Origin of the sequence: Streptomyces olivochromogenes (assembly GCF_001514115.1) — a bacterium.
Classification (GTDB): domain Bacteria; phylum Actinomycetota; class Actinomycetes; order Streptomycetales; family Streptomycetaceae; genus Streptomyces; species Streptomyces olivochromogenes.
Genome location: NZ_KQ948466.1, coordinates 139,744 through 166,189 on the forward strand (window position 1 = coordinate 139,744; position 26,446 = coordinate 166,189).

Consider the following 26,446-nt stretch of genomic DNA (forward strand, 5'->3'; position numbering starts at 1 on the left):
TGGGTGGATGTCAGGCGGTGGCGGGCTGGAGCAGGTCCCAGCGGTTTCCGTACAGGTCCTGGAAGACGACGACCGAGCCGTACGGTTCGTGGCGCGGCTCTTCCAGGAAGGTGACGCCCGCCTCGCGCATGCGCGCGTGGTCGCGGGCGAAGTCGTCGGTGTGCAGGAAGAAGCCCACGCGCCCGCCGGTCTGGTCGCCGACCCGGCCGCGCTGCGCCTCGTCCTTGGCCCGGGCCAGCAGCAGTCCGCTGCCGCCGCCCTCCGTGCCGGGCTCGACGACGACCCAGCGGGAGCCGTCGGGCCGCGGCTGGTCCTCGACGAGCCGGAACCCGAGGGCTTCGGTGTAGAAGCGGATCGCCTCGTCGTAGTCGTCGACGACGAGGGTGACCAGCGCGATGCGTCGCATCGGGACCCCTTAGGTAGTTATACGTAACACGCTAGGGTACGGCATCCCACCGCATGCTCCCGCCCGCCCTGCCCGCGCCGAGTCGCAAGGTGCGGCGGGGTGCGGGACGCTGGGCACACCCTCGACCCCCGTCGCCCGTTGGCGTCCGGCAAGACCGTGCGCCACGCACGGCGTTCATCTTTCGCGGCCGCCACGGGAACGATCTCGGCCCGCCGATCGTCTACAGTTCTGTAGACCGTCTACAGGATTGTAGTCACCGCGGACGCGGTCTTCCGACGCGCCCGCACGCCCATCATGGAAGGGGCCTCCGTCGATGTCCGCAGCCCTGCGCGCCGCGCCGCCGTACGCGGTCGATGTCCCCCGGGCCCTGTCATGAGGCGTGCGGACGCCTCGGACCTCGCGGGATCGACCGCGGTCGGCAGCCTGGTCGCCTTCGTGCTGCTGACGCTGGTCGTGACCGGCCAGGACGGCGCCCCGCTCTTCGGCGACCAGGACCTGAACGCCTGGTCCGCGGACCACCGCCCGCCCATGGCGCTGGCCGTGGCCCGCGGGCTGACCTACACGGGCACGGGCGTCCTGCCGTACCTGCTGGTCGCGCTGGCGGGTGTCGTCCTCGGTCGCACCGCACGACAGCGGATCCTCTTCGCCCTCGGCTGCGTCGGCTGCCTCGCCGCCGCCCAGGCCGTTCGGTACGGCGTGATGTCCCTGGTCGCCCGCCCCCGGCCCGCGACGGCGGAGTGGGCCACGGTCGCCTCCGGCTGGTCCTTCCCCTCGGGCCACACCACCACGTCCGCCATCAGCGGCGGACTGCTCCTCCTCGCGGTGCTCGCGCGGGCGCCCCGCGGCGGGCGGGGCCTCGCGGCGCTCCTCGCGTGCTGGGCCGTCCTGGTCGGACTCACCAGGGTCTACCTGGGCGTGCACTGGTTCTCCGACGTGCTCGGCGGCTGGTTGTTCGCCCTGTGCTGGCTGAGCCTCAGCGTCTACGCCCTCGCCCGCATCGCCCCGCACACGTTCTCCGCCATATCGGCGCTCCGTCTCCGCCCCGGTCCCACGACGACGGAAGAGCGCCCCGATGGCTCCCACCCCCACCGCGAAGTCCCCCCTCACACAGCTCCGTGACCACCTCGGCTGGGCTGTCGGCGCGTCGTACCTCGCCGCCGCAGCCCTGCCGGCACCGGGGCGGTGGTTGCGTCATCCGCACCTGATCGGGGCGGCCGGGTTACCGCACATCGCCTTCGAAGCCCCACGTTTCCTGCTGTCCCTGCTCCTGTTCACCGCCGGCCTGCAGGTGCCGGTCCACGCACTGCGGGAGTTGCTCAGGCGCCCCACCGCACTGCTGACCGGGCTCGTCCTCCATCTGGTCGCACCCCTGCTGATCATTCCGGGCGTAGCCTTCGCCCTGAGCCGGTCGCCCGACAGCGACGGGGGCAGCGGAATGATCGCGGCGATGATCCTGATCGTCGCGATGCCGGTGGCGGCCGGGGCCACCGTGTGGACGAGCAAGGGCGACGGCGACCAGTCCACGACCGTGGGCCTGGTGCTGGCGTCCACGATCGTCAGCCCGCTCACGATCCCGGTCACCATGACGGCCCTGTGCCCCCTGCTGAGCGGCGACTACGCGAACACGCTGGCGGGGGCCGCCCGGACCACCGGACACGCCTTCGCGCTCACGGGCGTCCTGCTCCCCTGCGGCGCCGGAATCCTGTGCCGGCTCGCCCTGCCGGACCGTGCGCTGACCCGCCTCCTGGCCGCCGCGGTCCCCACGGCGATGATCGGCTCATTGCTCCTGACCTACGTCAACGCCAGCGGTGTCCTCGGCCCCTTCCTCACCCATCCCGAACCGGTGCTGCTGGTGGCGGCGCTGGTCGTCGCCGCCACCGTCTGCGGCCTGTCGTTCGCCCTGGGCGGGATCACGGCCCGCGCACTGCGCCTGGATGCTCCGGAGGGCGCCTCCGTGACACTGGCCTGCGGGATGAACAACAGCAGCGCGAGCGCGGTCCTCATCGCGACGACACTGCCCGACCGGCCGCACGTCCTGCTGCCGGTGCTGGCCTACAGCCTGCTGCAGAAAGTGGCCGCGGGGCGCGTCGTGCGGGCCGGGGGCAGGCCGGGCGCCCGCGCATGACATCGTGGAGATCAACTCGGGGCCGGCCCCCGCCGGCTCCTGCCCAGCGCTGCCCCACAGGAGTTGAGTGCGATGTCCGAGCTGCCGAAGCCGACCGGAGCCCCCGCCCATCAGAACGTGACGTTCCCCAGCGCCGGGACCACGGCCCACGGCTATCTGGCGCTGCCGCCGTCCGGGCAGGGACCCGGGGTGATCGTCATCCAGGAGTGGTGGGGTCTGACCGACCACATCGCGCAGGTGGCGGACCGGCTGGCCGCGGAGGGCTTCGTGGCCCTCGCGCCCGACCTGTACGGCGGCAATGTCGCCCATGACAGCGGCGAGGCCTTCCGGATGATGAAGGAGCTGCCGGTGTCACGCGGCGTCGAGCTGCTCTCCGGTGCGGTCGATCATCTGCTCGGGCTGCCCGAGGTCACCTCGGACACGGTGGGCGCGGTCGGCTTCTGCATGGGCGGCGGCTTCGTCCTCTACCTGGCCGCGGCCGACCCCCGGGTCAGCGCGGCGGTGCCGTTCTACGGCGTGATCCAGGGTGAGCTGCCCGACTTCTCCCGCCTGAAGGCGCAGATCCTGGGGCACTACGGCGAACTCGACACGAGCATCCCGAAGGAGAACCTGGAGCAGCTGAGGGAGGCGGTCCAGCAGCAGGCCGGCATTGCCGCGGACTTCCGTCTCTACCCGGCCAACCACGCCTTCTTCAACGACGGCCGCCCGGAGACGTACGACCCCGAGTCGGCCGCGCGGGCGTGGGAGAGCACGGTGCCCTTCCTGCACGAGCAACTGGGCTGAGCAGGTCACCCGGGGCGGCCCGGCAAGGACCGCCCCCGGTGACGGCACCCATCGGTCAGTTGCCCGGCCGATGGAGGGCGTCGAGGCGGGCCATCTCGTCGTCGGTGAGCCGCAGCGCGCCCGCGGCGACGTTCTCGACGAGATGGTCCGGGCTGCCGGTGCCGGGGATGGCGAGCACGTGCGGACCCTGCCGCAGGGTCCACGCGAGGCGTACCTGCGCGGGCGCAGCGCCGTGCGCACGCGCGACGGCGAGCACCTCCTCGTCACCGTCACTGCCGCTCCGGCCCTGCTCACCGCCCTTGCCGGCGATCGCGAAGAACGGCACGAACGCGACGCCCAGCTCCCCGCACCTGCGCAGGAGTTCATCGGTCCCGGCGTCCGGGGAGTCGAGCCCGTACCGGTTCTGCACGCTCACCACCGGCGCGATGGCCTGCGCCTCCTCGAGGTGGCGGAGTCCGATGCTCGAGATGCCGAGGTGCCGGATCAACCCCGCCTCGCGCAGCTCGGCCAGTGCGCCGAAGTGCTCGGCGATCGAGTCCTGCCCCGTCCGCCGCAGGTACACGAGGTCGAGGTGGTCGCGGCCCAACTGCCGCAGGTTCTCCTCGACATGGGCACGGAGCTGGTCCGGCCGGGCCGGGGTGCCCCACTCCCCCGAGTAGTCGCGGAACGGCCCGACCTTGGTGGCGATGACCAGGTCGTCCGCGTACGGGGCCAGCGCGCTGTTGATCAGCTCGTTCGCGGAGCGCACCGACGAGAAGTAGAACGCGGCGGTGTCGATGTGGTCGACACCCAGCTCGATGGCGCGGCGCAGCACGGCGATCGACCGGTCGCGGTCGCTCGGTGTGCCGAGGTGGAAGGCCGCGCTACCCGTCAGCCGCATCGCGCCGAAGCCGATGCGGCGGACGGGGAGATCTCCGAGTGTCCAGGTGCCCGAGGCTGCCGCGGTGATCGTTTGCGAGGTCATCGCGGCAGTTTCGCACACGTTCTCCGGGCCCGGACGGCTGCCGTCGACGGCCGATCAGCAGTAGAGGTTGCCGCCGGCCGAGGTCCCGAGGATCTGCACGAACCGCTGGTAGGCGTCCACCCTGCTCTGCACCTGTGCCGGGTTCTTGCCGTCGCACTCCAGGGAGCCGTTGATGCTGCGGATGGTCTGGCCGAATCCCGCGCCGTTGACCATGGCGTTGTGGCCCGTCATGGTGCCGGGGCCCGACTGGGTGTTCCAGTACCAGAGGCCGGTCTTCCAGGCCACGGCGGCATCGTTCTGCACCAGGTAGGGGTTGTTGAGGAGGTCGATGCCGAGTGCGTCGCCCGCGGCCTTGTAGTTGAAGTTCCAGCTGAGCTGGATCGGGCCGCGGCCGTAGTAGGCCGACTGTCCGGCCGGGCAGCCGTAGGGCTGGCTCCAGTCGCAGTAGTGGGGGTAGTTGGCGGTGTTCTGCTCCACCACGTAGACCAGGCCGCCGGTCTCGTGGCTGACGTTGGCCAGGAAGGCGGCGGCCTCCTGCTTCTTCACGGTGTCGCTGCCGGTGTTGGCGAAGGCCGGGTAGGCGCTCATCGCCGCCCGCAGACCGCTGTAGGAGTAGAAGGAACTCCGGTTCGGGAACATCTGGTTGAACTGCGCCTCGCTCACCACGAAGCCGTCGGAAGGAGGCGTGGAACCTCCGTCGCAGGCGTAGGGGTCCCAGTACCAGGTGCTGATGGTGGGGTCGTAGCCCGGGTTGTCGTGCTCGGCGATGTAGGTCTTCCCGTCGGTGTAGCGGACGACGTTACCGGTGACGTACGACCTCCCGGCCACCCAGTTCGGATAGCTCGAACAGGCGGCGGCGGAGGCTCCGGAGGCCGGTAGCAGCACCGGAGTGGCGGACGCGAGGGCGAGGGCGGTGAGGACTGCGGAGATACGGCGCCTCGACACAGGTCAACTCCTTTGCGGGACACGGCCGCTCCCCGAAAGAGGCAGCGCGGAGCGGAGCCTTGTGCGCACGTGCCGGCGGGGCCGGCCACGGCGTCGGGGGCGGCCGTGGTGGGGGGTGTGGAGCCACACTCAACCGCTTTGGTATGTACCAGTCAAGGGTGTAGACCAGTCAGATCTGACAACGTTGGCAGTGAGGTCGCACAACGGTGCCCCGGCAGATCCTCGCCGATCCGCCGGGGCACCGCAGGGGCCGGACAGGGCCTAGCCCTGGCCTAGCCCAGCGGCTTCTCCAGCACCGCCTTGCGGTGGCTGAACGTCTCGATGGAGTAGCGGCCGTGGTAGCGGCCCATGCCGCTCTCGCCGACCCCGCCGAACGGCAGGTCGGAGACGGTCAGATGGGCGAGCGGCAGACCGAGGCCGAGGCCTCCGGAGGACGTCTCCTCGGCGATCCGCTCCCGGGTGGTGTCCGACTCGGTGAACACGTAGAGCGCCAGCGGCTTGTCATGGTCGTTGATGAAGTCGATGGCCTCGTCCAGCCCCGCCACCGTGACGATCGGCAGGATCGGTCCGAAGATCTCCTCCTGCATCACGGGGGCCTTGGGGTCGACGTCGGCGAGGACGGTGGGCGCGAGGTACTTGGCGGTCCGGTCTCCGGAGCCGCCGATGACGGTGCGCCCGGAGTCGAGCAGCGAGCTGAGCCGGTCGAAGTGCCGCTCGTTGACGATCCGCCCGTACTCGCCCGACTGCCGCGGTTCGGCGCCGAAGAGGGCCTCGACGGCGCGGACGAGCTCGGGCTCCAGCGCGCGGGCGGTCTCCGGGTCGGTGAGGACGTAGTCCGGCGCGACGCAGGTCTGCCCGGCGTTGAGGAACTTGCCGCGGGCGAGCCGGTCGGCGACGACGGACAGGTCGGCGTCACGGTCGACGAACGCCGGCGACTTGCCGCCCAGTTCGAGGGCGACAGGGGTGAGGTGCTCGGCGGCGGCGCGCATCACGATCCGGCCGACCGCGCCGTTGCCGGTGTAGAAGATGTGGTCGAAGCGCTCCGCCAGCAGCGCGGTGGTCTCCGGAACGGCGCCCTCGACGACGGCGACCGCGTCCGTGTCGAGGTAGCGCGGCAGCAGCCGGGCGACGGCCGCCGAGGTGGCGGGGGCGAGCTCGCTGGGCTTGACGACCACCGCGTTGCCCGCGGCCAGCGCGCCGAGCATCGGCGTCAGCAGGAGCTGCACCGGATAGTTCCAGGGGGCGATGACCAGCACGACGCCCAGCGGGTCGTACCGCGTCCAGGCACTCGCGTCGGCGCCGAGGTGGACGGGGACAGGGGCGGACTCGGGGCGCAGCCACTCGTCGAGGTGCTCGAGGGTGTGGTCGATCTCGCGCACGGTGAAGTCGATCTCGGTGCGGAAGGCCTCGGTGGAGCTCTTGCCGAGGTCCGCGTGGAGGGCCTCCGCGAGCTCGGCGCCGTGCGTGGTGAGCAGTTCACGCAGCCGGCGCAGCTGGGTGGTGCGCCACGCGAGGGGCTTGGTGCGGCCGGAGCGGAAGGTGGCGCGCAGCCTGGCCACGATGTCGGCGGGATGCTCGGGGGTGCGGTCGTTCACGGTGCCTCGCTGATCGGTGCGGACCTGGCGGCCCACGGGCGGTCGTCTTGAGCCGGACGGCTCGGTGTAAACGCCAACCTTTCATGCGACCAAATAAATTCCGGGTACACGAAGAATACGTTCCGCGACGAGCCAGTCACGGTGGGGCGTCAGAGGGCGGGCTCCGCGGGAGACCCGTGGAGCGTGTCGGCCAGGCGCTCCAGCAGGCCCCTCAGCAGCTCGTCCTCGCCGTCGCTCAGCACCGGCCATCGCTCGCGGACCTCGCCGTCGAGGCGGCGCCAGTACGTCTGGCCGCGTGGGGTGAGATGGGCGAGGATGCGCCGCCGGTCCAGAGGGTCGACGCGGCGGTGGACGAGGTTCTGGTCGACGAGCTGGTCCACGAGCTTGGTCAGCGTCGCGGGCGGCAGGAAGGCGGCCTCGGCGACCGCGGTCATGTGGTGGCCCTCGCCGTCGGAGAGCAGGGCGAGCACCCGCCAGGCGTCGAGCGAGCAGCCGTCCTCGTCGAGGACGGTCTGGAGGTGGCGCGCGGCAAGCCGTTCGGCCCGCGTCAAGAGCTGCATCAGGTTCCGAGGCTCACGCGCAGATCGGCCGGCCATCATGCTCCTTGGTCACGAGGTGCGTACATCGTATGAGACGGACTGGAGTTCACCGCGGGGACCCGAAATCATGACGCCATGTTCGGGAGCGCTCCCCCTCCGCTCGACTGGTTCACGGCCGACGACTCCGTGCTCGGTGTGGCGCTGGTCTTCCCGCTCCAGGGGTCGGCGGGCATCTTCGGGCCCACCTGCGAACTGTGCGCGCGGCTGGCCGCGGAGGAGGTCAACCGCGCGGGCGGCGTCCTCGGCAAGGAGCTGCGGCTGCTGCCCGTCGACGGCGGCGCCCCGCCGAGTGCCGTCGCCGACCACGTCGAGGCCCTGGTGGACCTGGGGGTCGCGCAGGGCGTCACGGGCTGGCACATCTCCTCGGTGCGGCAGGCGCTGGCGCCGAGGGTCGCGCACCGGGTGCCGTACGTCTACACCGCGCTGTACGAGGGCGGCGAGCACACCGCGGGGGTGTTCCTCACCAGCGAGACACCGCGCGACCAACTCCGCCCCGCGATGGGACTGCTGCCGCACGAGCGCGGGGTGCGGCGCTGGTTCGTCGTCGGCAACGACTACGTATGGCCACGCCGTACGGCCCGTGCGGCGCTCGGGTACGCCCGCGAGTCGGGGACCGGCATCTGCGGGCAGTCCTTTCTCCCGCTCGGCACCCACGACTTCGACGGTGTGCTGCGGCGCATCGAGCGGTCGGACGCGGACGCCGTCCTGATGCTGCTGGTGGGCAGCGACGCGGTACGTTTCAACCGGGCGTTCGCGGCGGCCGGACTCGACGAGCGCTGTCTGCGGCTGAGCACGCTGATGGACGAGAACATGCTGATGGCCAGCGGGCCGAGCACCACCTCGGACCTCTTCAGCACCGCGGGCTTCTTCGCCTCGCTCGCGAATCAGGACACCCTCGACTTCCACGGCCAGTACGCCGGGAGGTACGGCATCGAGGCACCGGCGCTCGGAAGCCTCGGCGAATCCTGTTACGAGGGCGTCCTGTTGCTCGCCGCGCTCATCGCCCGGGCCGGGTCGCTCGACGTGTCGGCGATCGGGGCGACGGCCGACACCGTGTCGTACGAGGGACCGCGCGGACTGCTGCACCTGCGGGGCGGCCACGTACGGCAGCGGATCTATCTGGCACGGGCCGAGGGAGTCGACTTCGACGTGGTGGCCGAACTCGATCTTCACGGATCCCGCCCTTGACACGTTCGCACCCGCACCAAGATACTTCCTACAGGAAGTAATTAGAATGCCTCGGGCGATCTGTGAATTCATGTACCGAATTCCGCCCCGGGCATTTTTTCTTGCCCGGAGAGAGCGGGAAGATACAGCCGGGAAAGTCTGGTGAAACGCCTTGGAAACAGGGCGACTTGAGGCTGTGACCGCACTTCAGGAACCAGCCGGTACACCATCAGCGGAAAGCTGGAGACTCGCGCGCCATCGCCGCCCCTGAAGGGCTGTCTCTTTCTTTCCGGCTGTCCCCGCATGGGACTTAGGGGGTTCTTTTGTCCAGCGTTTCCCGAGTTTCCCGCGATTCCCGCGTTTCCCGGCTTTCCCCGATTTCCAGCACCTCCAGGCGTCGGTTCATGGCCGGCACCGCGGCGCTCGCCGCGGTCGTCGCGCTCTCCGCGTGCGGCGCGAAGACCAACTCCGGCAGTACGTCCGACAAGGCGGCACAGGCCGACACCAGCGGTGACACGATCAAGGTCGGACTCCTCAACTCGCTCTCCGGCACCATGGCGATCAGCGAGGTGACCGTACGCGATTCGCTGAAGCTGGCGATCGACGAGATCAACGCCTCAGGCGGAGTGCTCGGCAAGAAGATCAAGCCGATCAGCGAGGACGGCGCCTCCGACTGGCCGACCTTCGCCGAGAAGGCGAGCAAGCTCATCAAGGAGGACCGGGTCGCGGCCACGTTCGGCTGCTGGACCTCGGCGAGCCGCAAGGCCGTCAAACCGGTCTTCGAGAAGAACAGGTCGCTGCTGTTCTACCCCGTGCAGTACGAGGGCCTGGAGGAGTCGCCCTACATCTTCTACACCGGCGCGACCACCAACCAGCAGATCGTCCCGGCACTCGACTACCTCAAGTCACAGGGCAAGAAGAAGATCTACCTCGTCGGCAGCGACTACGTCTTCCCGCGCACCGCCAACAAGGAGATCAAGGCGTACGCGAAGGCCAACGGCATGACGGTGCTCGGCGAGGACTACGCGCCGCTGGGCTCCACGGAGTTCAGCACGATCGCCAACAAGGTGAAGGCGTCGAAGGCGGACGCGGTGTTCAACACCCTCAACGGCGACTCGAACGTGGCGTTCTTCAAGGAGTACAAGTCCGCGGGCCTGACCGCCACCCGCATGCCGGTGGTCTCGGTGTCGATCGCCGAAGAGGAGGTCAAGTCGATCGGATCGCAGTATCTGGCGGGCCAGTTGACGGCCTGGAACTACTACCAGACGACCCCGGGCGCGGCGAACACCACATTCGTGAAGGCGTACAAGGCCAAGTACGGCCAGGACAAGCCGACCAGTGACCCGATGGAGGCCGCGTACACCTCGGTCTACCTGTGGAAGGCGATGGTCGAGAAGGCGAAGTCCTTCGACCCGGAGAAGGTCAAGGCGGCCTCCGACGGCATCACCTTCGAGGCGCCCGAGGGCAAGGTCACCGTCGACGGCGCGAGCCAGCACATCTACAAGACCGCCCGCATCGGCAAGGTCGGCACCGACGGGCTGATCCAGGAAGTGTGGAACTCGGGCAAGCCGATCAAGCCGGACCCGTTCCTCAAGGGCTACTCCTGGGCCTCCGGCCTCTCCTGACCGCCCTTCTCACGGGGGCCTCGACCACGACAGACCTCGTCCGTGACGAGAGGCCCCCGTGTCCCGTCCCCCGGAGTCGCTCCATGACCGTGATCCTCGGGCAGATGTTCACCGGCGTCAGCATCGGTGCCGTCCTGCTGCTCATCGCGCTCGGCCTGTCGCTCACCTTCGGCCAGATGAACGTCATCAACATGGCCCACGGCGAATTCATCATGGCCGGCGCCTACACCACGTACGTCCTGCAGAAGTCCATCGCCGGCGCGGGTCTCTCGCTGATCGTCGCGCTGCCCGTCGCCTTCCTCGTCTCGGGTGCCCTCGGTGCGCTGCTCGAATGGCTGCTCATCCGCCGGCTCTACCTGCGTCCCCTGGACACCCTGCTGGTCACCTGGGGTGTCTCCCTGATGCTCCAGCAACTCGCCCGGGACATCTTCGGCGCGCCCAACGTGCAGACCCGCGCGCCGGACGTCCTCACCGGGAACATCACCGTCATCGGCGGCGACGACCCGCTCACCTTCGCGAGCAGCCGCCTGTTCATCCTGGGGCTGGCGGTCGCGGCGGTGGTCGCCCTGTCGCTCACCCTGCGGCTGACCCCACTCGGGCGGCGCATCCGTGCCGTCGTGCAGAATCGGGACCTCGCCGAGGTGTCCGGCATCTCCACCGGCCGTGTCGACCTCACCGCGTTCTTCATCGGGTCCGGCCTGGCCGGGATCGCCGGGGTCGCGCTGACACTCGTCGGTCCGATCGGGCCCACGATGGGCACCAACGTGATCATCGACGCCTTCCTGGTGATCGTGGTCGGCGGCATCGGACAGCTCAAGGGCAGCGTCATCGTCGCCTTCGTGCTGGGTGTGCTGCAGTCCGTGCTGGAGTACTCCACCACGGTCAGCGTCGCGAAGGTACTGGTCCTCGTGGCCATCGTCGCGTTCCTCCAGTGGCGGCCCCAGGGCCTGTACACCGTTCGGACGAGGAGCCTGGTATGACGACCACCACTCCTCAGGTCCCATCGGTGAAGCAACTCCGGTCCCCGAAAGGTCGGTTGACCTTCCTGCGTCCTGCGGCAGGTTTCGCGGCGGCCGCCGTCGCGCTCTTCGCCGTCGCCCCGCTCGCGCTCTCCGACTTCCGGCTCGGACTGCTCGCCAAGTACCTGTGCACCGCGATGGTCGCGGTCGGCATCTGTCTGGCCTGGGGCCGCGGCGGACTGCTGACACTCGGGCAGGGGGTGTTCTTCGGGCTGGGCGGCTACGCCATGGCGATGCATCTGAAGATCGCGGACGCGGGACCCGGCCAGGTCCCCGACTTCATGCAGCTGTACGGCACCGCCACCGAACTTCCCTGGTGGTGGCGGCCGTTCGCCAACCCGGTCTTCGCCCTCGCGGCGACCGTGCTGCTGCCGATGGCCGTCGCTGCGATCCTCGGCTCGTTCGTCTTCCGACGCCGGGTCAAGGGCGCGTACTTCGCGATCCTCAGCCAGGCGCTCGCCGCGGCCTTCGCGATCTGGTTGGTCGGCCAGCAGGCCACGACCGGCGGCACCAACGGACTCACCGACATCCAGGGCTTCTTCGGCTACGACCTCGACGACCCGGTCAACCAGCGGATGGTGTACTTCGTCATCGCCACCGTCCTGCTGCTCCTGATCGCCCTGGCCCGCCAGCTCATCCACAGCCGGTACGGCGAACTCCTGGTCGCCGTACGGGACTCGGAGGAGCGGGTGCGCTTCCTCGGCTACAACCCGGCGAACGTGAAGCTCGTCGCGTACGTCGTCGCGGCGGGCATGGCCGGACTCGCGGGCGCCCTGTTCGTGCCCGCGGTGGGCATCATCTCCCCCGCGCTGATCGGAATCGTGCCGTCCATCGAACTCGTCATCGGCGCCGCGGTCGGCGGCCGGGCGAGTCTGGTGGGCGCGGTGCTAGGCGCGATCGCGGTCGCCTGGGCCAGGACCGCGCTGTCCGAGGAGTTCCCCGCGGCCTGGACCTACTTCCAGGGACTGCTGTTCATCGTGGCCCTGGCCTTCCTGCCGGGCGGCCTCGCCTCACTGGTGGGGATCGTCCGGCGGCGCAGGGCGAGCAGGGCGCCGGAGGGAGAAGCGGCATGACGGATCCGACGACCACCGAGCCCCGGACGGACACCGGGCTCTCGGGACTGGAGATACGGGGACTGCGCGTGGCCTTCGACGGTTTCACGGCCGTCGACGGTGTGGACCTCGACGTCGGCCCCGGCGATCTGCGCTTCCTCATCGGACCGAACGGCGCGGGCAAGACGACCCTGGTCGACGCCGTCACCGGCCTGGTGAAGGCGGAGGGGTCGGTGCGCTTCGGGGGCGAGGACATTCTCGGCCGCAGCGTGCACCGCATCGCCCGCTCGGGAATCGGCCGCACCTTCCAGACGGCCACCGTCTTCGAGGAGCTGACGGTCCTGCAGAACCTGGACATCGCGGCGGGCGCGGGCCGCGGCACGCTCACCATGCTGCGGCGCCGCAAGGGCGTACCGGAGTCCGTCGCCCGCGCCCTGGAGACGGTGGGCCTGACGGACCTCGCGGGCAGCCTCGCCGGAACACTCGCGCACGGCCGGAAACAGTGGCTGGAGATCGGCATGCTGCTCGTCCAGGACGTCCGGCTGCTGCTGCTCGACGAGCCGGTGGCCGGCATGAGCCACGACGAACGGCAGGCCACCGGCGAGCTGTTGCGGCGCATCAGCCGGGAGCGGACCGTGGTCGTCATCGAGCACGACATGGACTTCATGCGCTCCTTCGCGCGCAGCGTCAGCGTGTTGCACGCGGGCAAGGTGCTCAGCGAGGGGACGGTGACCGAGGTGCAGGCTGATCCGAAGGTGCAGGAGGTCTACCTCGGACACGCGGCCACCGAGGGCACCACGACGGGCGTGCCCCGACCGACCGCCGCGCAGGAGGCCTGACGTGATGCTGGAGATCGACGACGTACGCGTCGGCTACCACCGCAGTACCGTCCTGCACGGCGTCCGTGTCGAGGTCCCGCGCGACGCGGTGGCGGCCGTGCTCGGACACAACGGCGCGGGCAAGAGCACCCTGCTGCGCGCCGCCGTCGGACTGCTCACCCCACAGAGCGGCCACGTCCGTCTCGACGGTGAGGACATCACCCGCCGCAAGCCGCACGAGCGGGTGGCGCGCGGCATGGCGTACGTCCCCCAGGGCCAGCAGGCCTTCCCGCACCTCACGACCGCCGAGAACCTCCAGCTGGTCGCGGACGGGCGCAGGCGAGGCAAGGAGGCGATCGCCGAGGCGCTGGATCTGTTCCCGGCGCTGAGGACCCTGTCGAACCGCAGGGCCGGGCTGCTCTCGGGCGGTCAGCGCCAGCAACTCGCCATCGCCCGTGCCCTGGTGACGAGCCCTCGGATCCTGCTCCTCGACGAACCCACCGAGGGCATCCAGCCCTCGGTCGTCGCCGAGATCGAGGAGACGATCCTCGCCCTGGCCGCCCGTGGCGGGCTCTCGGTCCTGCTGGTCGAGCAGCACGTCGGCTTCGCGATGCGGGCGGCGCAGCGGTACTACGTCCTGGAGGCGGGCCGGGTCACCTCGTCGGGCGAGGGCGGGCAGGAGGCCGAGCGGTCGGTACGGGAGGCGCTCAGCGTGTGATCGCGGGCGCATCCCGGCTCGTACGGGCGCCGCTCGGTCTCCTGCGCGCGGCGCCCGGCTTGGTACAGGCGCCGCTCAGCTTCGTGGGAGTGCCGCGCGGGCCCGTTCGAGGTGGGCGCGCTCAGGTGCGCTGTCGGTCAGCGCGATGGCCGCCTCGTACGCCGCTGCGGCCTCGGTGTGCCGCCCGAGGCGGCGCAGCAGGTCCGCCCGTACGGCGTGGAAAGCGTGGTAGCCGTCCAGGTCGAGCGCCTCGACGAGGGCGAGCGCCGGCTCCGGGCCCTCGATCTCGGCGACGGCGACGGCCCGGTTGAGGTCGACCACCGGGCTCGGGGCCAGCGCGGCCAGCTGATCGTAGAGCTGGAGGATCTGACCCCAGTCGGTGGCGGCCGCGGTCGGGGCGTCGCTGTGTACGGCGTTGATCGCGGCCTGGATCTGGTACGGGCCCGGCCGGTCGCGGCGCAGACAGCGGCGTACGAGGGTCTGTCCCTCGGTGATGAGATCGCGGTCCCACCGCGAGCGGTCCTGGTCGGAGAGGAGGATCAGGTCACCGTCCGGTGTGGCGCGGGCGGGCCTGCGCGACTCGATGAGGAGCATCAGCGCGAGCAGGCCGAGGGCCTCGGGCTCGTCCGGCATCAGCTCCACGAGGAGTCGGCCGAGCCGGAGGGCTTCGGCGCAGAGGTCCTCCCGGCCGCCGTAGCCCTCGTTGAAGATGAGGTAGACGACCGCGAGCACCCCCCTGACACGGTCCGGGAGGTCCGCGTCGCGCGGGACGCGGTACGGGATGCGGGCGTCGCGGATCTTGGCCTTGGCGCGCACGATCCGCTGCGCCATGGTCGGCTCGGGGACGAGGAAGGCGCGGGCGATCTGCGGCGTGGTCAGACCCCCGAGGAGGCGCAGGGTGAGGGCGACCTGGACCTGGGTGGCGAGCGCGGGGTGGCAGCAGGTGAAGATCAGGCGGAGCCGGTCGTCGCGCACGGGGCCCTCCTCGACCGGTTCGTCACGGGCGTACAGTCGCTCGGCCTCGGCGTGCCGGGCCTCGCGCGTGGACTCGCGGCGCAGCCGGTCGACGGCGCGGTTGCGCGCGGTGGTGATGATCCACCCGGCCGGGCTGGGCGGTATGCCCGACTCCGGCCACGTCCGCAGGGCGGTGGTGAAGGCGTCCTGGACCGCTTCCTCGGCGAGGTCGATGTCACCGAGGAAGCGGACGAGGACGGCGACCGCGCGGCCGTATTCGGCACGGAACACGGCCTCGATGTCGGCGTTCGGGGTCATCCGTCCTCGGCTTCGCCCATGAAGGGCCGCACCTCGATGGGGAGCGTGGTCGCCACCGTCGCCTTGCGGCCCCATGCGAGCGCCGCGTCGAGGTCGGGTGCCTTGATCAGGCAGATCCCGCCCAGGTACTCCTTGCTCTCGGTGTACGGGCCGTCGGTGACGAGCACGTCGCCGTCCTTGGCGCGCACCACGGTGGCCGTCTCAGGTCCGTGCAGTCCCCCGGCGAACACCCACGCACCGGCCTCGCGCAGCTCCGCGTGGAAGACGTCGAGATTGTGCATGATCTCTTTCAGGATCTCGGGCGCGGGCGGCTCACCGGGCGGCTGCATCACGCTCAGCAGGTAGTACTTCATGTGTGCTCCTCGGCCGTGTCGTTCTCGGCTCGTTCTCGGGTGGTCTTTCACTGACTACACGAACGGGAGGCGGCCGGATCGACACACGACACGACGACAGCGGGAGATTCTTTCGATGACCACCCCACCGCATCCGCTCGTCGCGGCGGCCGGACGGCTGGCGGCCGAGGTGCTGGCCCCACGGGCGGAACGCGTGGACCAGGAGGGCGTGCCGGCGAGCAGCATCGAGGCGGTCAAGCGGTCGGGGCTGCTCGGGGTGAGCGCGCCGGTGGCCTACGGCGGGTCGGCCGCGCCCGCCGCGGTGGTCCGGGAGACCGCCGAGATCCTGGCCGGGGCGTGCTGCTCGACCTGGTTCGTGCAGACCCAGCACCACACGCCGGTGCTGACCCTGGCGAAGGGTGAACCCGCGGCGCGGGAGCGGCTGTTGGGCCCGCTGGCGAGCGGGGAGCTGCTGTCCGGGGTCGCGTACGCACAACTGCGGGCCTACCCGCGGGTCCCCGTTCGGGTCACCCGTGAGCGTGGCGGCTGGCGCTTCGACGGGACGGTCCCCTGGTACACGGGCTGGGGACTGAACGACGTGATGCTGCTCGCCGGGGTGACGGACGCGGACGAGGCGCTGTTCGCGTTCACCGAGGCGCGCGAGCAGCCCGGGCTGCGGCCCTCGCCGCCGATGCGGCTGGCGGCGCTCACCGCCTCGCGCACGGTGTCCCTGGAGCTGGACGGGCTGTGGCTCCCGGACGACGCCGTCGCCCTGCGCACCCCGTACGAGACCTGGGCGGTCACCGATCGCCCCAAGAACACCAACGCCTCACCGGCCGTGTTCGGGATCACCGCGTCGGCGCTCGACCTGCTGGACGGCGATCCCGCGGCGGAGGAGACCGGGCAGGTGCTGCGCGCCCGCCTCGACGAGGTCAGACGGCGGGCGTACGAACTCGCCGACCACCCGGTGCCCACCGAGCGGATCGCGGAGCGGCTGGCGGTCAAGACGCGGGCGTACGACGTCATGCGCGCGGCCACGACCGCGGCGGTCGTGGCCGGTGGCGGGCGCGCGATGGACCTGGGCAGCCCGGCGCAACGGCTGGCACGCGAGGGGATGTTCCTGCTGGTGCAGGGGCAGACCGCCCAGGTGCGCGCCGCCCACCTCGGTGCGCTCGGTTCGTTCGGCTCGTTCGGTTCGCCCGGTTCGCTCAGCTCGTGAAGGGCACCTGTGCGGCGGGGGCGGACGTGGGTGCGAACGGGTGCTGCCACAGGCCCTGTGCGGCCAGACGCGGCAGGACGCCCTCGCCGAACCAGTACGCCTCCTCCAGATGCGGATAGCCGGAGAGGACGAACTCGTCGATGCCGAGGGCGTGGTACTCCTTGATCCGCTCGGCGACCTCGTCGTGGCTGCCGACCAGGGCGGTGCCCGCGCCGCCGCGGACGAGGCCGATGCCGGCCCACAGGTTGGGGTGGATCTCCAGGTCCTCCCGGCTGCCGCCATGGAGGGCGAGCATGCGCCGCTGCCCCTCCGACTCGCTGCGGGCCAGGCCCGCCTGGACGGACTTCACGGTGTCCGGGTCGAAGCCGTCCAGGAGATTGTGGGCCTCGGCCCAGGCCTGTTCGGCGGTGTCGCGCGTGATGACGTGCAGCCGGATGCCGAAGCGGACGGTGCGCCCTTCCTTCGCCGCCAGCCCCCGTACCCAGGCGATCTTCTCAGCGACCTGGGCGGGCGGTTCGCCCCAGGTGAGGTAGACGTCGACGTGGCGGGCGGCGATCTCGCCGGCGATGGGTGAGGAGCCGCCGAAGTAGACCTCGGGGACCGGGTCGGGGACCCGGGCCAGCCTGGCGTCCTCGACCTGGAGGTGTTCGCCCGCCAGGTCGACGGTCTTGCCCTCCCACAGGTCCCGCACGATCTGCAGGAATTCGCCGGTACGGCGGTAGCGGGCGTCCTTGTCGAGGAAGTCGCCGTAGGCACGCTGTTCGTGGCTCTCGCCGCCTGTGACCACGTTGAGGAGCAGCCGCCCGCCGGTCTGCCGCTGGAAGGTGGACGCCATCTGCGCGGCGAGCGTGGGTGAGACGAAGCCGGGCCGGAAGGCGACCAGGAACTTCAGACGTTCGGTGTGCTGGCTGACCATCGCGGTGGTCAGCCAGGCGTCCTCGCACCAGGCCCCGGTGGGGGTGAGCGCGCCGACGAAGCCCAGGTCCTCGGCGGCGCGGGCGATCTGGCTCAGATAGGCGACCGTCGGCGGCCGGTTCCGGCCGAAGGCCGTGGCGGGGGTGCCGTGACCGCCGCCGACGACATGGCGGCTGTCGCCGTTGGTGGGCAGGAACCAGTGGAAGGTGAGGGACACGGCGGCGTTCTCCGATCGTGGGGGCCGATGAGCGAGTGGGGTCACAGCAGGCCGTGGCGGGGTGGCTTGGTGCCCCCCAGCACGTATCGGCCGATGTGCTGGATCTTCCAGCGGGCCGGGTCATGCAGGGTGTGGGTGCGGGCGTCGCGCCAATGCCGGTGCAGGTTGAGCGAGTTGAGGGCGGAACGGGTGCCGGACAGCTCGAAGAGGGCGCCCGCCACCTCCACGGCGGTGGCGGAGGTGTGCACCTTCGCGGCGGCCACCGCGATGGACGCCTCGGCCGCCGAGTCCTCGGTCAGCTCGTCGCGGGCCGCGTCCACCGTGCGGGCCGCGGCACCGAGCAGCGCCTCGGACGCCCGTACCTGGACGGCGAGTTCACCGAACCGCTGGATGAGGAGCGGGTCCTCGGCCGCCGTGTCGAAGCCGCTCTCGAACCAGGGCCGGCTCTTGGTGCGGACGAACTCGGCGGCCTCGGCCAGTGCGCCCGCGGCGATCCCGGCGTCGATGGCGGCATGCAGCAACTGGGCGACCGCGCCGTGGAGTTGGGGTCCCCGGAAGGTGAGGTGGTGGGGGACGACACGGTCGGCGGGCACGTGGACGGCGTCGAGGCGGACGGTGCCGCTGGCCGTCGTACGCTGGCCCATGCCGTCCCAGTCGTCGACGACCGTGACCCCGTCGGCGCCGCGCGGGACGTAGGCGACGTGCAGGTTGTCGTCGGTGGTGCGGGCGAGGACGGGGATCCAGTCGGCGAAGAGCGCACCGGTGGAGTAGTGCTTGACGCCGGTGAGCACGTACGAGCCGTCGGGCCCGGGGTCGAGTCGGGTGCGGATGTCCTGGACGTGCCGGGTGCCCGCCTCCGACTGGGCGTTGCCGAAGCGGCGCCCTGCCAGGACCTCGTCGAAGAAGAACGTCTGCTGCTCCGGGGTGCCCTGGCGGCGCAGCACGTTCACGTACACGAAGTGGTTCTGCGGGATCTGGGCGAGGCTGGCGTCGGCCGAGGCCAGCAGCCGGAAGACCTCCGCGAGGGTTTCCTGCCGTACGTCCGCCCCGCCGTGCTCGGCGGGCACGGTGACGGCGAGCAGTCCGGAGGCGGAGAGGCGGTCCAACTCCTCGCGCGGGAGCCGCCGTTCGGAGTCCCGCGCCGAGGCACCGGCGCGGAACTCCTCGGCGAGCGCGGCGGCGACGGCCAGGGCTTCGACGTCGTCGGCGATCACTTTGGCGGACATCGCCTCAGCCCGCCGCGGCCAGCAGGGGCGCGCTGCCGAGGGCCGCCGAGAACTGGTCGACCACCTGTGCGAGGGCCTCGGCCGTGGCCGGGGCGACGGTGATGCCGCCGTCCTCGCCCGTGGTGATGTCCTTGTCGAGGGTGAACCAGCCCTGGACGATGTGCGCGGCGCCCATGGAGTTGAGGACCGGGCGCAGGGCGTAGTCGAGGGCGAGGACATGCGCGGTGCTGCCGCCGGTGACGAGCGGCAGCACGGTCTTGCCGGTGAGGGCGTACTGCGGGAGCAGGTCGAGCAGCGCCTTGAGGACGCCGGAGTAGGCGGCCTTGTAGACGGGGGTGCCGATGACCACGCCGTCGGCGCGGGCGAAGAGTTCGGTCGCCTCGACGATGGCGGGATGCTTGAAGTCGGCTCCGAGCAGGGCCTCTGCGGGGATCGTGCGGACGTCGAGCGGGATCACCTCGTGCCCCTGCGCGGCCAGCCGGGTGTCCAGATGGCGCAGGAGCTTCGCGGTGCGGGAGGAGACGGAGGGACTGCCGGAGACGGACAGGACGGTGGCCATGGGGTCCTCTTTCGGGAGCAAAGGCAGGAGCGGGAGCGGAGTGGGGAACGGAATCAGACGGGCGCGGAGACGGACTCGGGTTCGGTCGCGGTCTCGGTTCCGGTCCCGGTGTCCGGCAGTCGCGCTTCCAGTTCGCGCACCAGGGGCAGCACCCGGCGGCCGAAGTACTCCACCTCCTCGTGGTAGTGGAGGAAGCCGAGGAGGAAGAGGTCGACGCCGAGCCGCTTGTAGGCGACGATCCGTTCGGCGATCTGCTCGGGGGTGCCGATCAGGCCCGTACGGAAGCCGTCGTTGTACTGGACGAGGTCCTCGAAACTGGAGTCCTGCCACATGCCCTTGCCGTCGGCGGTGGACTGTCCGGCCTGCTTCACGGCGGCGCCGAAGCCCTCGACGGCCTCGTGGTCGGCCTGGGCGACGATCTCGCGCAGGGTCTCGCGGGCCTCGGCCTCGGTGTCACGGGCGATGAGGAAGCCGTTGAGGCCGAACTTCGGGGCCGTGCGCCCCACTTCGGCCGCGGATTTCCGGACGTCCGCGATCTGCTCGACCACCCCGTCGAAGTCCTTGCCGTTGGAGAAGTACCAGTCGGAGACCCGGCCCGCCATGGCGCGGGCCGCGGTGGAGTTGCCGCCCTGGAAGATCTCCGGGTGCGGGCGTTCGGGGGTGTTGAGGGGCTTGGGCTTGAGCGAGAAGTCACGCAACCGGTAGAAGTCCCCGGCGAGTTCGGTGTGGTCCTCGGTCCAGATCTGGCGCAGGGCGCGGATGAACTCCTCGGAGCGGCGGTAGCGCTCGTCGTGTTCGAGCCAGGGCTCGCCGAGGGCGGTGAACTCGCCCTTGAACCAGCCGCTGACGACGTTCACCGCGAAGCGTCCGTCAGACAGGTGGTCGGCGGTGGCGCCGAGTTTGGCGAGGACGCCCGGGTGCCACAGGCCCGGGTGGACGGCGGCTATGACCTTCAGGCGCTGGGTGGCGAGCAGCAGGGCGAGGCTGAAGCTGGTCGACTCGTGCTGGAACTCGGCGCCGTAGCTAGCCATGTAACGGACCTGGCTGAGCGCGTAGTCGAAGCCGTTGTTCTCGGCGAGCACGGCCAGTTCGCGGTTGTAGTCGTAACCCCAGTCGGTGCGCTGCTCGATCCTGCTGGTGACCAGGCCGCCGCTGACGTTGGGAACCCAGTACGCGAATTTCACGGGATTCACGGGGTCCAGGGGATTCACGGGCGCTGCGGACATGCGGAACTCCTGTTGCGGATTTCGGGTACGCCGAATTCAGGGGGCGCGTTCAGGACGGCGCGCGGGACCGCGGAATTCAGGCGGTGCTGTGAGAACGCCGCACACGGCTGTCCGACGACAGCGGTGGGGCCGATGGGGTGCGGCGGATCCGGGGACTCAGGCCGCGGTGCAACAGGAGGCGCTGGAGACGCGCGCGAGGTCGACGTGGCGTCGCCGCGTGAGGTCCAGTCGCATCATCATGCCGTCGATCGTGGCAGCCGGGCGCGAGGGCAGTCAAGGAAAACCCGACCGGTCTCGTATCGCGGACCACCGAATTTCACGAACGTGTGACAGGGAAACCCTTGAACGGGCCGTGAAATGGGCCGCATTCTGCTGGCGTGCGGACAGAGCAACTGGAATACATCGCGGCGGTCACCCGGCTCGGCTCACTGCGCCGGGCCGCCGAGGAACTCCACCTCTCCCAGCCGGCGTTGAGCGAGACCGTGCGGAACCTGGAGCGCGAACTCGGCGTCGATCTGCTGGAGCGCAAGCGGTCCGGCGCGCGGATGAGCGCCGAGGGGCGGGAGCTGCTGCCCCACATCATCAACGTGCTGGACGCGGTGGACCGGCTGCGCGGCGCGGCCGGCGAGCAGCACCGCATCAGCCGGATGGTCCGCGTCGGCACGGTGAACGCGGCGACGGTTCCCCTGCTCATCCCGACGGTCCGGGAATTCCGCGCGGCGCATCCGCTGACGCAGGTCGAGGTGGTCGGCGCCCAGCAGACGGAGATCCACCGGGCCCTGTCGGAGGGCGGCCTCGACCTGGGCCTGGTGAACCATCTCGACGGCGACGACCTGCCCGCCGACTTCGAGACCACCGAACTGCTGCGCGGCCGACCGGTGGTGTGCCTGCGCCCGGACAGTCCGCTCGCCGCACTCGACGCGGTGTCGGCGACGGACCTGCTGGACGGACGCGAGGCACTGATCGCCATGCGGTCCGGGTACGTCATGCACCGCTATCTCCACCGGCTCCTGGAGGGCCGCGGCCCGGCCCTCTCGTACACGACCGACGGCGCGGAGATGGGCAAGCTCATGGTCGCCGAGGGGCTGGGCGCGACGGTCCTGCCCGATTTCAGTGTGATCGGGGATCCCCTCGAGCGGTGCGGCGCGATCACCCACCGGCCGCTCACGGACGACACGACACGGGTCCTGCTGATGCTGCGGCGCCGCCGGGCGGAGTCGGTGCCGCGTGCCGCCCACGACCTGCACGAGGCGTTCGTGCACAGGGCGGCGGAGCTCGGCGGCCATCTGTCGGATCGGCCCTGAGCAGGGTCGTTCAGTCCTCGTCGCCGACCGGCACCACCACGAGGAAGGCGTCCGACTTCAGGTCCATCACCACCGTCGCGGGCTGCCCCTCGGTGCGGCGCCGGGCCGCGTACTCCTCCGCCGTCCAGGATCCGCGCGGGCCTCCTGCGGGGAACCGCTCCAACACCTTCGTGCCCATCACGGCAGACACCTCCAGCTGTGACCTCGGACTCTCGTGTTCTCTCGCTTGCCCGCGATTGCGCCGGACATGTCCGTAAGGACTCCGCCGGACCGGTCCTGGGCGCATCCGACCACCGTGCTCGCGTGGAAGAGATGAGAGAGGGAACACGGAAAGCGGGTGGCCCGGTGAACGACGGAGGGACCCATGAGCGACGACGATCCCCGCCCCGGCGCGCGGTGTCTGGTGACCGGTGCCACCGGCTACATCGGCGGCCGGCTGGTCCCCGAGCTGCTGGAGGCGGGGCACCGCGTGCGGTGTCTCGCCCGCTCCCCCGCCAAGCTGCGCGACTACCCGTGGACCGGCGACGCGGAGGTGGTGCGCGGCGACGTCACGGACGCCGGCTCGGTCGCCGAGGCGCTGCGCGGCGTCGACGTCGCGTACTACCTGGTGCACGCCCTGGGCACGGGCCACGACTTCGAGGAGACCGACCGGAAGGCGGCCCGGATCTTCGGCGAGCAGGCCCGCGCCGCCGGGGTGAGCAGGATCGTCTACCTGGGCGGTCTGACCCCGGCGGGTGTCCCCGAGGAACGCCTCTCGCCCCACCTCAGGTCGCGCGCCGAGGTCGGCCGCATCCTGCTGGAGTCGGGCGTGCCGACCACGGTCCTGCGCGCGGCCGTGATCATCGGCTCCGGCTCGGCCTCCTTCGAGATGCTCCGCTACCTCACCGAACGCCTCCCCGTCATGGTCACGCCCCGCTGGGTACGCACCCGGATCCAGCCGATCGGCGTACGGGACGTGCTGCGCACCCTGGTCGGCAGCGCGCGGATGCCCGCCGAGGTCAACCGCGCCTTCGACATCGGCGGTCCCGAGGTCCTGACCTATCTGGAGATGATGCAGCGGTACGCCGACGTAGCCGGGCTGCCGCGCAGGCTGATCCTGCCCGTGCCGGTGCTCACCCCCGGACTCTCCAGCCACTGGGTCGGCCTGGTCACCCCGGTGCCCGCGTCCATCGCCCGCCCGCTCACCGAATCGCTGCGCCACGAGGTCGTCTGCCGCGAACACGACATCGCCCGGTACGTCCCCGATCCCCCGGGGCGTCCGATCGGCTTCGACGAGGCGGTGTCGCTGGCCCTGCAACGGGTGCGGGACGCCCAGGTCACCACCCGGTGGTCGTCGGCCTCCGTGCCCGGCGCGCCCAGTGATCCCCTCCCTACCGACCCCGACTGGGCGGGCGGCAGCCTGTACACCGATCAACGCGAACGGGTCGTGGACGCGCCGCCCGGGGCACTGTGGCGGGTGATCGAGGGCATCGGCGGTGAGAACGGCTGGTACTCCTTCCCGCCCGCCTGGGCACTCCGCGGCCGGCTGGACCGACTGGTGGGCGGTGTCGGACTGCGGCGCGGACGGCGCGACGCCGCCCGGCTGCGCGTGGGCGACTCGCTCGACTTCTGGCGCGTCGAGGAGATCGAGCCGGGCCGTCTGCTGCGGCTGCGCGCGGAAATGCGACTGCCGGGCCTCGCCTGGCTGGAGATGTACGCCGAGGCCGGCGCCGGGGGCCGGTCCCGCTACCGGCAACGGGCCCTGTTCCATCCGCACGGCCTGCTGGGACACGCCTACTGGTGGAGCATCTCGCCCTTCCACGCCGTCGTGTTCGGCGGCATGGCCCGCAACATCGCCAAGGCGGCGGCCAAGGCCGACCTACCGTCCGGGGCGCGGCAGCCCGCCGTGCCGTCCCACTGAGTCCCGCGGCCCCTCTCCGATTCCCGCATCCACCGGGGACCGCGGGCCCGAAGCAATCATGACCGCACCCGTCGCCGCCCTGTCACAGCACCGCGTTCCCCAGTCTCGGAGTCACACCATGAACGTCTCGGTCGTCCTGTTCACCTCGGATCTGCGCCTGCACGACCATCCGGCGTTGCGGGCGGCGCAGGACGGCTCGGCCGCGCTCGTGCCCCTGTTCGTACGCGACGACGCCGTCGCCGAAGCGGGCTTCACGGCACCCAACCGGATGGCGTTCCTCGCCGACTGTCTGGCGGACCTGGACGGCGGACTGCGGGCGCGCGGCGGCCGCCTCGTGGTGCGCTCCGGCGACGTCGTCGCACAGGTGTGCCAGGTGGTCGCCGAGGCGGACGCCGACGAGGTGCACATGGCGGCGGGGGTCAGCGGCTACGCCCGCCGCCGCGAGGAGCGGCTGCGCGCGGCTCTGGAGGGCGAGGGGTGCCGGCTGCACGTTCACGACACCGTGATCACCGCGCTCGCGCCCGGCGCCGTCACTCCGTCCACCTCGGACCACTTCGCCGTGTTCACACCGTACTTCCGGCACTGGTCGCAGGAGCCTCTGCGGGACCCGGTCGCCGCGCCCCGGGCGATCCGGGTGCCGGACGGCGTCGGCTCGGAGGCAATCCCCTCCCGCACGGGCCTGTCCGGGCTGTCGGAAGGGCTGGCGCGCGGCGGCGAGTCGGAGGGCAGGAAGCGGCTCACGGCCTGGCTGCGCGCGGACATCGCCTCGTACGAGGACGGCCACGACGACCTGTCGGGCGACGCCACCTCCCGGCTCTCCCCCCATCTGCACTTCGGCACCCTCTCCCCGGTCGAACTCGTCCACCGGGCGCGCGCGGCGGGCGGCCCGGGCGCCGAGGCGTTCGTACGGCAACTGGCCTGGCGTGACTTCCATCACCAGGTGCTCGCCGCGCGGCCGGACGCGGCCGTCGCCGACTACCGCACCAAACGCGACCGTTGGCGCTCGGAAAGAGCGGCGCACGAGGACATCAAGGCGTGGAAGAAGGGACGCACCGGCTATCCGGTCGTCGACGCGGCGATGCGCCAACTGCGCCACGAGGGCTGGATGCACAACCGGGCACGGCTGCTGGCCGCCAGCTTCCTCACCAAGACGCTGTACGTGGACTGGCGGATCGGGGCCCGGCACTTCCTGGACCTGCTGGTGGACGGCGATGTCGCGAACAACCAGCTCAACTGGCAGTGGATGGCCGGAACGGGCACGGACTCGCGGCCGGGCCGCGTCCTCAATCCGGTGACGCAGGCCAAGCGGTACGACCCGGACGGGGAGTACGTCCGGCGCTGGGTGCCGGAGCTGGCGGAACTCGCGGGCGGCGCCGTGCACGAACCCTGGAAACTCCAGGGCCTGGAGCGCGCCGCGTACGACTACCCGGACCCCGTCGTCGAACTCTCCGAGGGGCTGGCCCGGTTCAGGGCCGCTCGGGATCGTGGCTGAGCGGCATCGCGGCTGAGCGGCATCGCGACGGATGAGACAGTGGCTCAGCAGTTCACGACTGCGCGGGTGGCGGCACGGATTTTACTTTCCCTAGAGATTCCTCCGGCCCGCGCGGCCGTACTGGTGAACGTCAGACACACCCGTACCGGATCCACGCACCGGATCCACCGAGCGGCCCACCGGAGCGTCACTCTCCGGGCCGCCGCCCCGCCAGGAGGCTCAATGCGCATTGCACGAACCGCAGGAACCGTCTTCGTGGCAGGTGCGTTGGTCATGACTCTCGCCGCGCTCGTGTACCCCAGCATGCTCGGACTGCAGACCACGGCCGCTGATCAGAGCCGCGTCATCGCCAACACCTCGACGGGCCCGGTGACCGAGGCCGACCGCGACTTCGTCGTCAAGGTGCGGGCGGCCGGGCTGTGGGAGTACCCCGTGGGGATGCTGGGTCTGCAGAAGGGCACCACCCCGGCGGTCAGGACCGCCGGTGACCACCTGGTCAAGGGTCATGCCGCGCTGGACGAAACCGACCGCAAGGTCGCCGCCGCACTCGGCATCACCATCCCCAACAAGCCGTCTCCTCAGCAGCAGGGCTTCGTGTCGACCCTGAGCGGCGACACCGGCAAGCAGTTCGACGTCGACTTCGCCAACATCCTGCGGGTGACCCACGGTTCGATCTTCAACACCGTCGCCAAGATCCGGTCCACCACCAAGAACTCGCTGGTCCGCCAGCTGGCCGACCAGGCCAACACCACCGTGCTGGACCACATCACGGTGATGGAGAAGACCGGACTGGTCAACTTCGATCAGGCGCTGTTCCAGCAGACCACCCCGCCGAAGCTGCCCGCCTCCGATCTCACGCCGCCCGCGCCCGCGCCGGGTGAGCCCACCGTCGTGCTCACTCCGCCCGCCGGCGCCTCCCCCTCGCCCACCGGGACGGTCGGCTGAGCCGTATCCGACCCGACGGCGCG

The 26,446-nt window shown here is 70.9% G+C and carries 27 protein-coding genes; 14 read left to right on the forward strand and 13 right to left on the reverse strand.

Annotation, left to right across the window (positions count from 1 at the left end; all coding sequences use genetic code 11):
* Positions 1-10: 10 nt before the first annotated feature.
* Positions 11-406 carry a VOC family protein gene (locus AQJ27_RS34970; protein WP_054233807.1) on the reverse strand — a complete coding sequence of 132 codons (396 nt, stop codon included), beginning with the start codon at positions 404-406 and terminating at the stop codon, positions 11-13.
* Positions 407-778: 372 nt separating this feature from the next.
* On the opposite strand from AQJ27_RS34970, the gene AQJ27_RS34975 reads away from it, so the two are divergent.
* The 3 genes from AQJ27_RS34975 to AQJ27_RS34985 all read left to right on the forward strand — a co-directional run bounded on the left by AQJ27_RS34975 (position 779) and on the right by AQJ27_RS34985 (position 3,314).
* Positions 779-1,525 carry a phosphatase PAP2 family protein gene (locus AQJ27_RS34975; RefSeq protein WP_067377559.1) on the forward strand — a complete coding sequence of 249 codons (747 nt, stop codon included), beginning with the start codon at positions 779-781 and terminating at the stop codon, positions 1,523-1,525.
* The gene (locus AQJ27_RS34980) at positions 1,479-2,531 is read left to right on the forward strand and encodes a bile acid:sodium symporter family protein (RefSeq protein WP_067377561.1); all 1,053 of its coding nucleotides are present in this window, start codon (positions 1,479-1,481) and stop codon (positions 2,529-2,531) included. The genes AQJ27_RS34975 and AQJ27_RS34980 overlap by 47 nt, the downstream gene beginning before the upstream one ends.
* Positions 2,532-2,603: 72 nt before the next feature.
* On the forward strand, positions 2,604-3,314 hold the full coding sequence (locus AQJ27_RS34985) for a dienelactone hydrolase family protein (protein WP_067377565.1): 711 nt from the start codon (positions 2,604-2,606) through the stop codon (positions 3,312-3,314).
* A gap of 55 nt (positions 3,315-3,369) precedes the next feature.
* Here the strand turns inward: AQJ27_RS34985 and AQJ27_RS34990 are convergent, their stop codons facing one another.
* The 4 genes from AQJ27_RS34990 to AQJ27_RS35005 all read right to left on the reverse strand — a co-directional run bounded on the left by AQJ27_RS34990 (position 3,370) and on the right by AQJ27_RS35005 (position 7,378).
* The gene (locus AQJ27_RS34990; protein ID WP_201264386.1) at positions 3,370-4,278 is read right to left on the reverse strand and encodes an aldo/keto reductase; all 909 of its coding nucleotides are present in this window, start codon (positions 4,276-4,278) and stop codon (positions 3,370-3,372) included.
* A gap of 54 nt (positions 4,279-4,332) precedes the next feature.
* The gene (locus AQJ27_RS34995) at positions 4,333-5,223 is read right to left on the reverse strand and encodes a glycoside hydrolase family 19 protein (protein WP_067377571.1); all 891 of its coding nucleotides are present in this window, start codon (positions 5,221-5,223) and stop codon (positions 4,333-4,335) included.
* Between the two features lie 272 nt (positions 5,224-5,495).
* Positions 5,496-6,854, reverse strand: a complete 1,359-nt coding sequence (locus AQJ27_RS35000; protein ID WP_079065465.1) for an aldehyde dehydrogenase family protein — start codon at positions 6,852-6,854, stop codon at positions 5,496-5,498.
* Between the two features lie 113 nt (positions 6,855-6,967).
* The gene (locus AQJ27_RS35005) at positions 6,968-7,378 is read right to left on the reverse strand and encodes a MarR family winged helix-turn-helix transcriptional regulator (protein WP_235613697.1); all 411 of its coding nucleotides are present in this window, start codon (positions 7,376-7,378) and stop codon (positions 6,968-6,970) included.
* Positions 7,379-7,492: 114 nt separating this feature from the next.
* Here AQJ27_RS35005 and AQJ27_RS35010 point away from each other — a divergent pair, with 114 nt between their 5' ends.
* The 6 genes from AQJ27_RS35010 (at position 7,493) to urtE (ending at position 13,816) form a co-directional block, all read left to right on the forward strand.
* Complete coding sequence (locus AQJ27_RS35010) at positions 7,493-8,605, forward strand: substrate-binding domain-containing protein (protein ID WP_067377577.1); 1,113 nt, start codon at positions 7,493-7,495, stop codon at positions 8,603-8,605.
* Positions 8,606-8,988: 383 nt separating this feature from the next.
* Positions 8,989-10,209, forward strand: a complete 1,221-nt coding sequence (gene urtA, locus AQJ27_RS35015; protein ID WP_067377580.1) for an urea ABC transporter substrate-binding protein — start codon at positions 8,989-8,991, stop codon at positions 10,207-10,209.
* Positions 10,210-10,292: 83 nt separating this feature from the next.
* Entirely contained in the window at positions 10,293-11,189 is an 897-nt protein-coding gene (urtB, locus tag AQJ27_RS35020; protein ID WP_067377583.1) for an urea ABC transporter permease subunit UrtB, read from the forward strand.
* On the forward strand, positions 11,186-12,301 hold the full coding sequence (urtC, locus tag AQJ27_RS35025) for an urea ABC transporter permease subunit UrtC (protein WP_067377585.1): 1,116 nt from the start codon (positions 11,186-11,188) through the stop codon (positions 12,299-12,301). The genes urtB and urtC overlap by 4 nt, the downstream gene beginning before the upstream one ends.
* Positions 12,298-13,119, forward strand: coding sequence for an urea ABC transporter ATP-binding protein UrtD (gene urtD, locus AQJ27_RS35030; RefSeq protein WP_067377588.1), 822 nt, complete (start codon positions 12,298-12,300; stop codon positions 13,117-13,119). Before urtC ends, urtD begins: the two co-directional genes overlap by 4 nt.
* Before the next feature lie 4 nt (positions 13,120-13,123).
* The gene (urtE, locus tag AQJ27_RS35035) at positions 13,124-13,816 is read left to right on the forward strand and encodes an urea ABC transporter ATP-binding subunit UrtE (RefSeq protein WP_067377911.1); all 693 of its coding nucleotides are present in this window, start codon (positions 13,124-13,126) and stop codon (positions 13,814-13,816) included.
* Positions 13,817-13,891: 75 nt separating this feature from the next.
* Here urtE and AQJ27_RS35040 read toward each other — a convergent pair whose 3' ends face one another.
* Positions 13,892-15,088, reverse strand: coding sequence for an RNA polymerase sigma factor (locus AQJ27_RS35040; protein ID WP_067377591.1), 1,197 nt, complete (start codon positions 15,086-15,088; stop codon positions 13,892-13,894).
* The gene (locus tag AQJ27_RS35045) at positions 15,085-15,441 is read right to left on the reverse strand and encodes a YciI family protein (protein WP_067377593.1); all 357 of its coding nucleotides are present in this window, start codon (positions 15,439-15,441) and stop codon (positions 15,085-15,087) included. The genes AQJ27_RS35040 and AQJ27_RS35045 overlap by 4 nt, the downstream gene beginning before the upstream one ends.
* A gap of 115 nt (positions 15,442-15,556) precedes the next feature.
* On the opposite strand from AQJ27_RS35045, the gene AQJ27_RS35050 reads away from it, so the two are divergent.
* Entirely contained in the window at positions 15,557-16,639 is a 1,083-nt protein-coding gene (locus AQJ27_RS35050) for an acyl-CoA dehydrogenase family protein (protein ID WP_067377596.1), read from the forward strand.
* Here AQJ27_RS35050 and AQJ27_RS35055 read toward each other — a convergent pair.
* The 5 genes from AQJ27_RS35055 to AQJ27_RS60885 all read right to left on the reverse strand — a co-directional run bounded on the left by AQJ27_RS35055 (position 16,629) and on the right by AQJ27_RS60885 (position 21,022).
* Positions 16,629-17,771: an LLM class flavin-dependent oxidoreductase gene (locus AQJ27_RS35055; RefSeq protein WP_067377599.1), complete on the reverse strand. Its 1,143-nt coding sequence runs from the start codon at positions 17,769-17,771 to the stop codon at positions 16,629-16,631. The two genes, AQJ27_RS35050 and AQJ27_RS35055, sit on opposite strands and share 11 nt — an antisense overlap.
* 41 nt (positions 17,772-17,812) lie before the next feature.
* Complete coding sequence (locus tag AQJ27_RS35060; protein WP_067377602.1) at positions 17,813-18,997, reverse strand: SfnB family sulfur acquisition oxidoreductase; 1,185 nt, start codon at positions 18,995-18,997, stop codon at positions 17,813-17,815.
* Positions 18,998-19,001: 4 nt separating this feature from the next.
* Positions 19,002-19,556: an NADPH-dependent FMN reductase gene (gene ssuE, locus AQJ27_RS35065; protein ID WP_067377605.1), complete on the reverse strand. Its 555-nt coding sequence runs from the start codon at positions 19,554-19,556 to the stop codon at positions 19,002-19,004.
* A 53-nt stretch (positions 19,557-19,609) separates the two neighbouring features.
* Positions 19,610-20,782 carry a dimethylsulfone monooxygenase SfnG gene (gene sfnG, locus AQJ27_RS35070; RefSeq protein WP_067377608.1) on the reverse strand — a complete coding sequence of 391 codons (1,173 nt, stop codon included), beginning with the start codon at positions 20,780-20,782 and terminating at the stop codon, positions 19,610-19,612.
* A gap of 156 nt (positions 20,783-20,938) precedes the next feature.
* On the reverse strand, positions 20,939-21,022 hold the full coding sequence (locus AQJ27_RS60885) for a putative leader peptide (protein ID WP_351305882.1): 84 nt from the start codon (positions 21,020-21,022) through the stop codon (positions 20,939-20,941).
* A gap of 137 nt (positions 21,023-21,159) precedes the next feature.
* Between AQJ27_RS60885 and AQJ27_RS35075 the strand changes: the two genes are divergently transcribed.
* Positions 21,160-22,086, forward strand: coding sequence for a LysR family transcriptional regulator (locus AQJ27_RS35075; protein ID WP_067377611.1), 927 nt, complete (start codon positions 21,160-21,162; stop codon positions 22,084-22,086).
* 10 nt (positions 22,087-22,096) lie between these two features.
* Here AQJ27_RS35075 and AQJ27_RS57495 read toward each other — a convergent pair whose 3' ends face one another.
* Positions 22,097-22,264 (reverse strand): hypothetical protein, encoded by a 168-nt coding sequence (locus AQJ27_RS57495; protein WP_165854173.1) that lies wholly within the window; start codon positions 22,262-22,264, stop codon positions 22,097-22,099.
* 186 nt (positions 22,265-22,450) lie between these two features.
* Between AQJ27_RS57495 and AQJ27_RS35080 the strand changes: the two genes are divergently transcribed.
* The 3 genes from AQJ27_RS35080 to AQJ27_RS35090 all read left to right on the forward strand — a co-directional run bounded on the left by AQJ27_RS35080 (position 22,451) and on the right by AQJ27_RS35090 (position 26,423).
* Positions 22,451-23,986: an SDR family oxidoreductase gene (locus AQJ27_RS35080; protein WP_067377614.1), complete on the forward strand. Its 1,536-nt coding sequence runs from the start codon at positions 22,451-22,453 to the stop codon at positions 23,984-23,986.
* A 118-nt stretch (positions 23,987-24,104) separates the two neighbouring features.
* Complete coding sequence (locus AQJ27_RS35085) at positions 24,105-25,478, forward strand: cryptochrome/photolyase family protein (protein ID WP_067377616.1); 1,374 nt, start codon at positions 24,105-24,107, stop codon at positions 25,476-25,478.
* Positions 25,479-25,700: 222 nt separating this feature from the next.
* Positions 25,701-26,423 carry a DUF4142 domain-containing protein gene (locus tag AQJ27_RS35090; protein WP_201264387.1) on the forward strand — a complete coding sequence of 241 codons (723 nt, stop codon included), beginning with the start codon at positions 25,701-25,703 and terminating at the stop codon, positions 26,421-26,423.
* Positions 26,424-26,446: the final 23 nt, after the last annotated feature.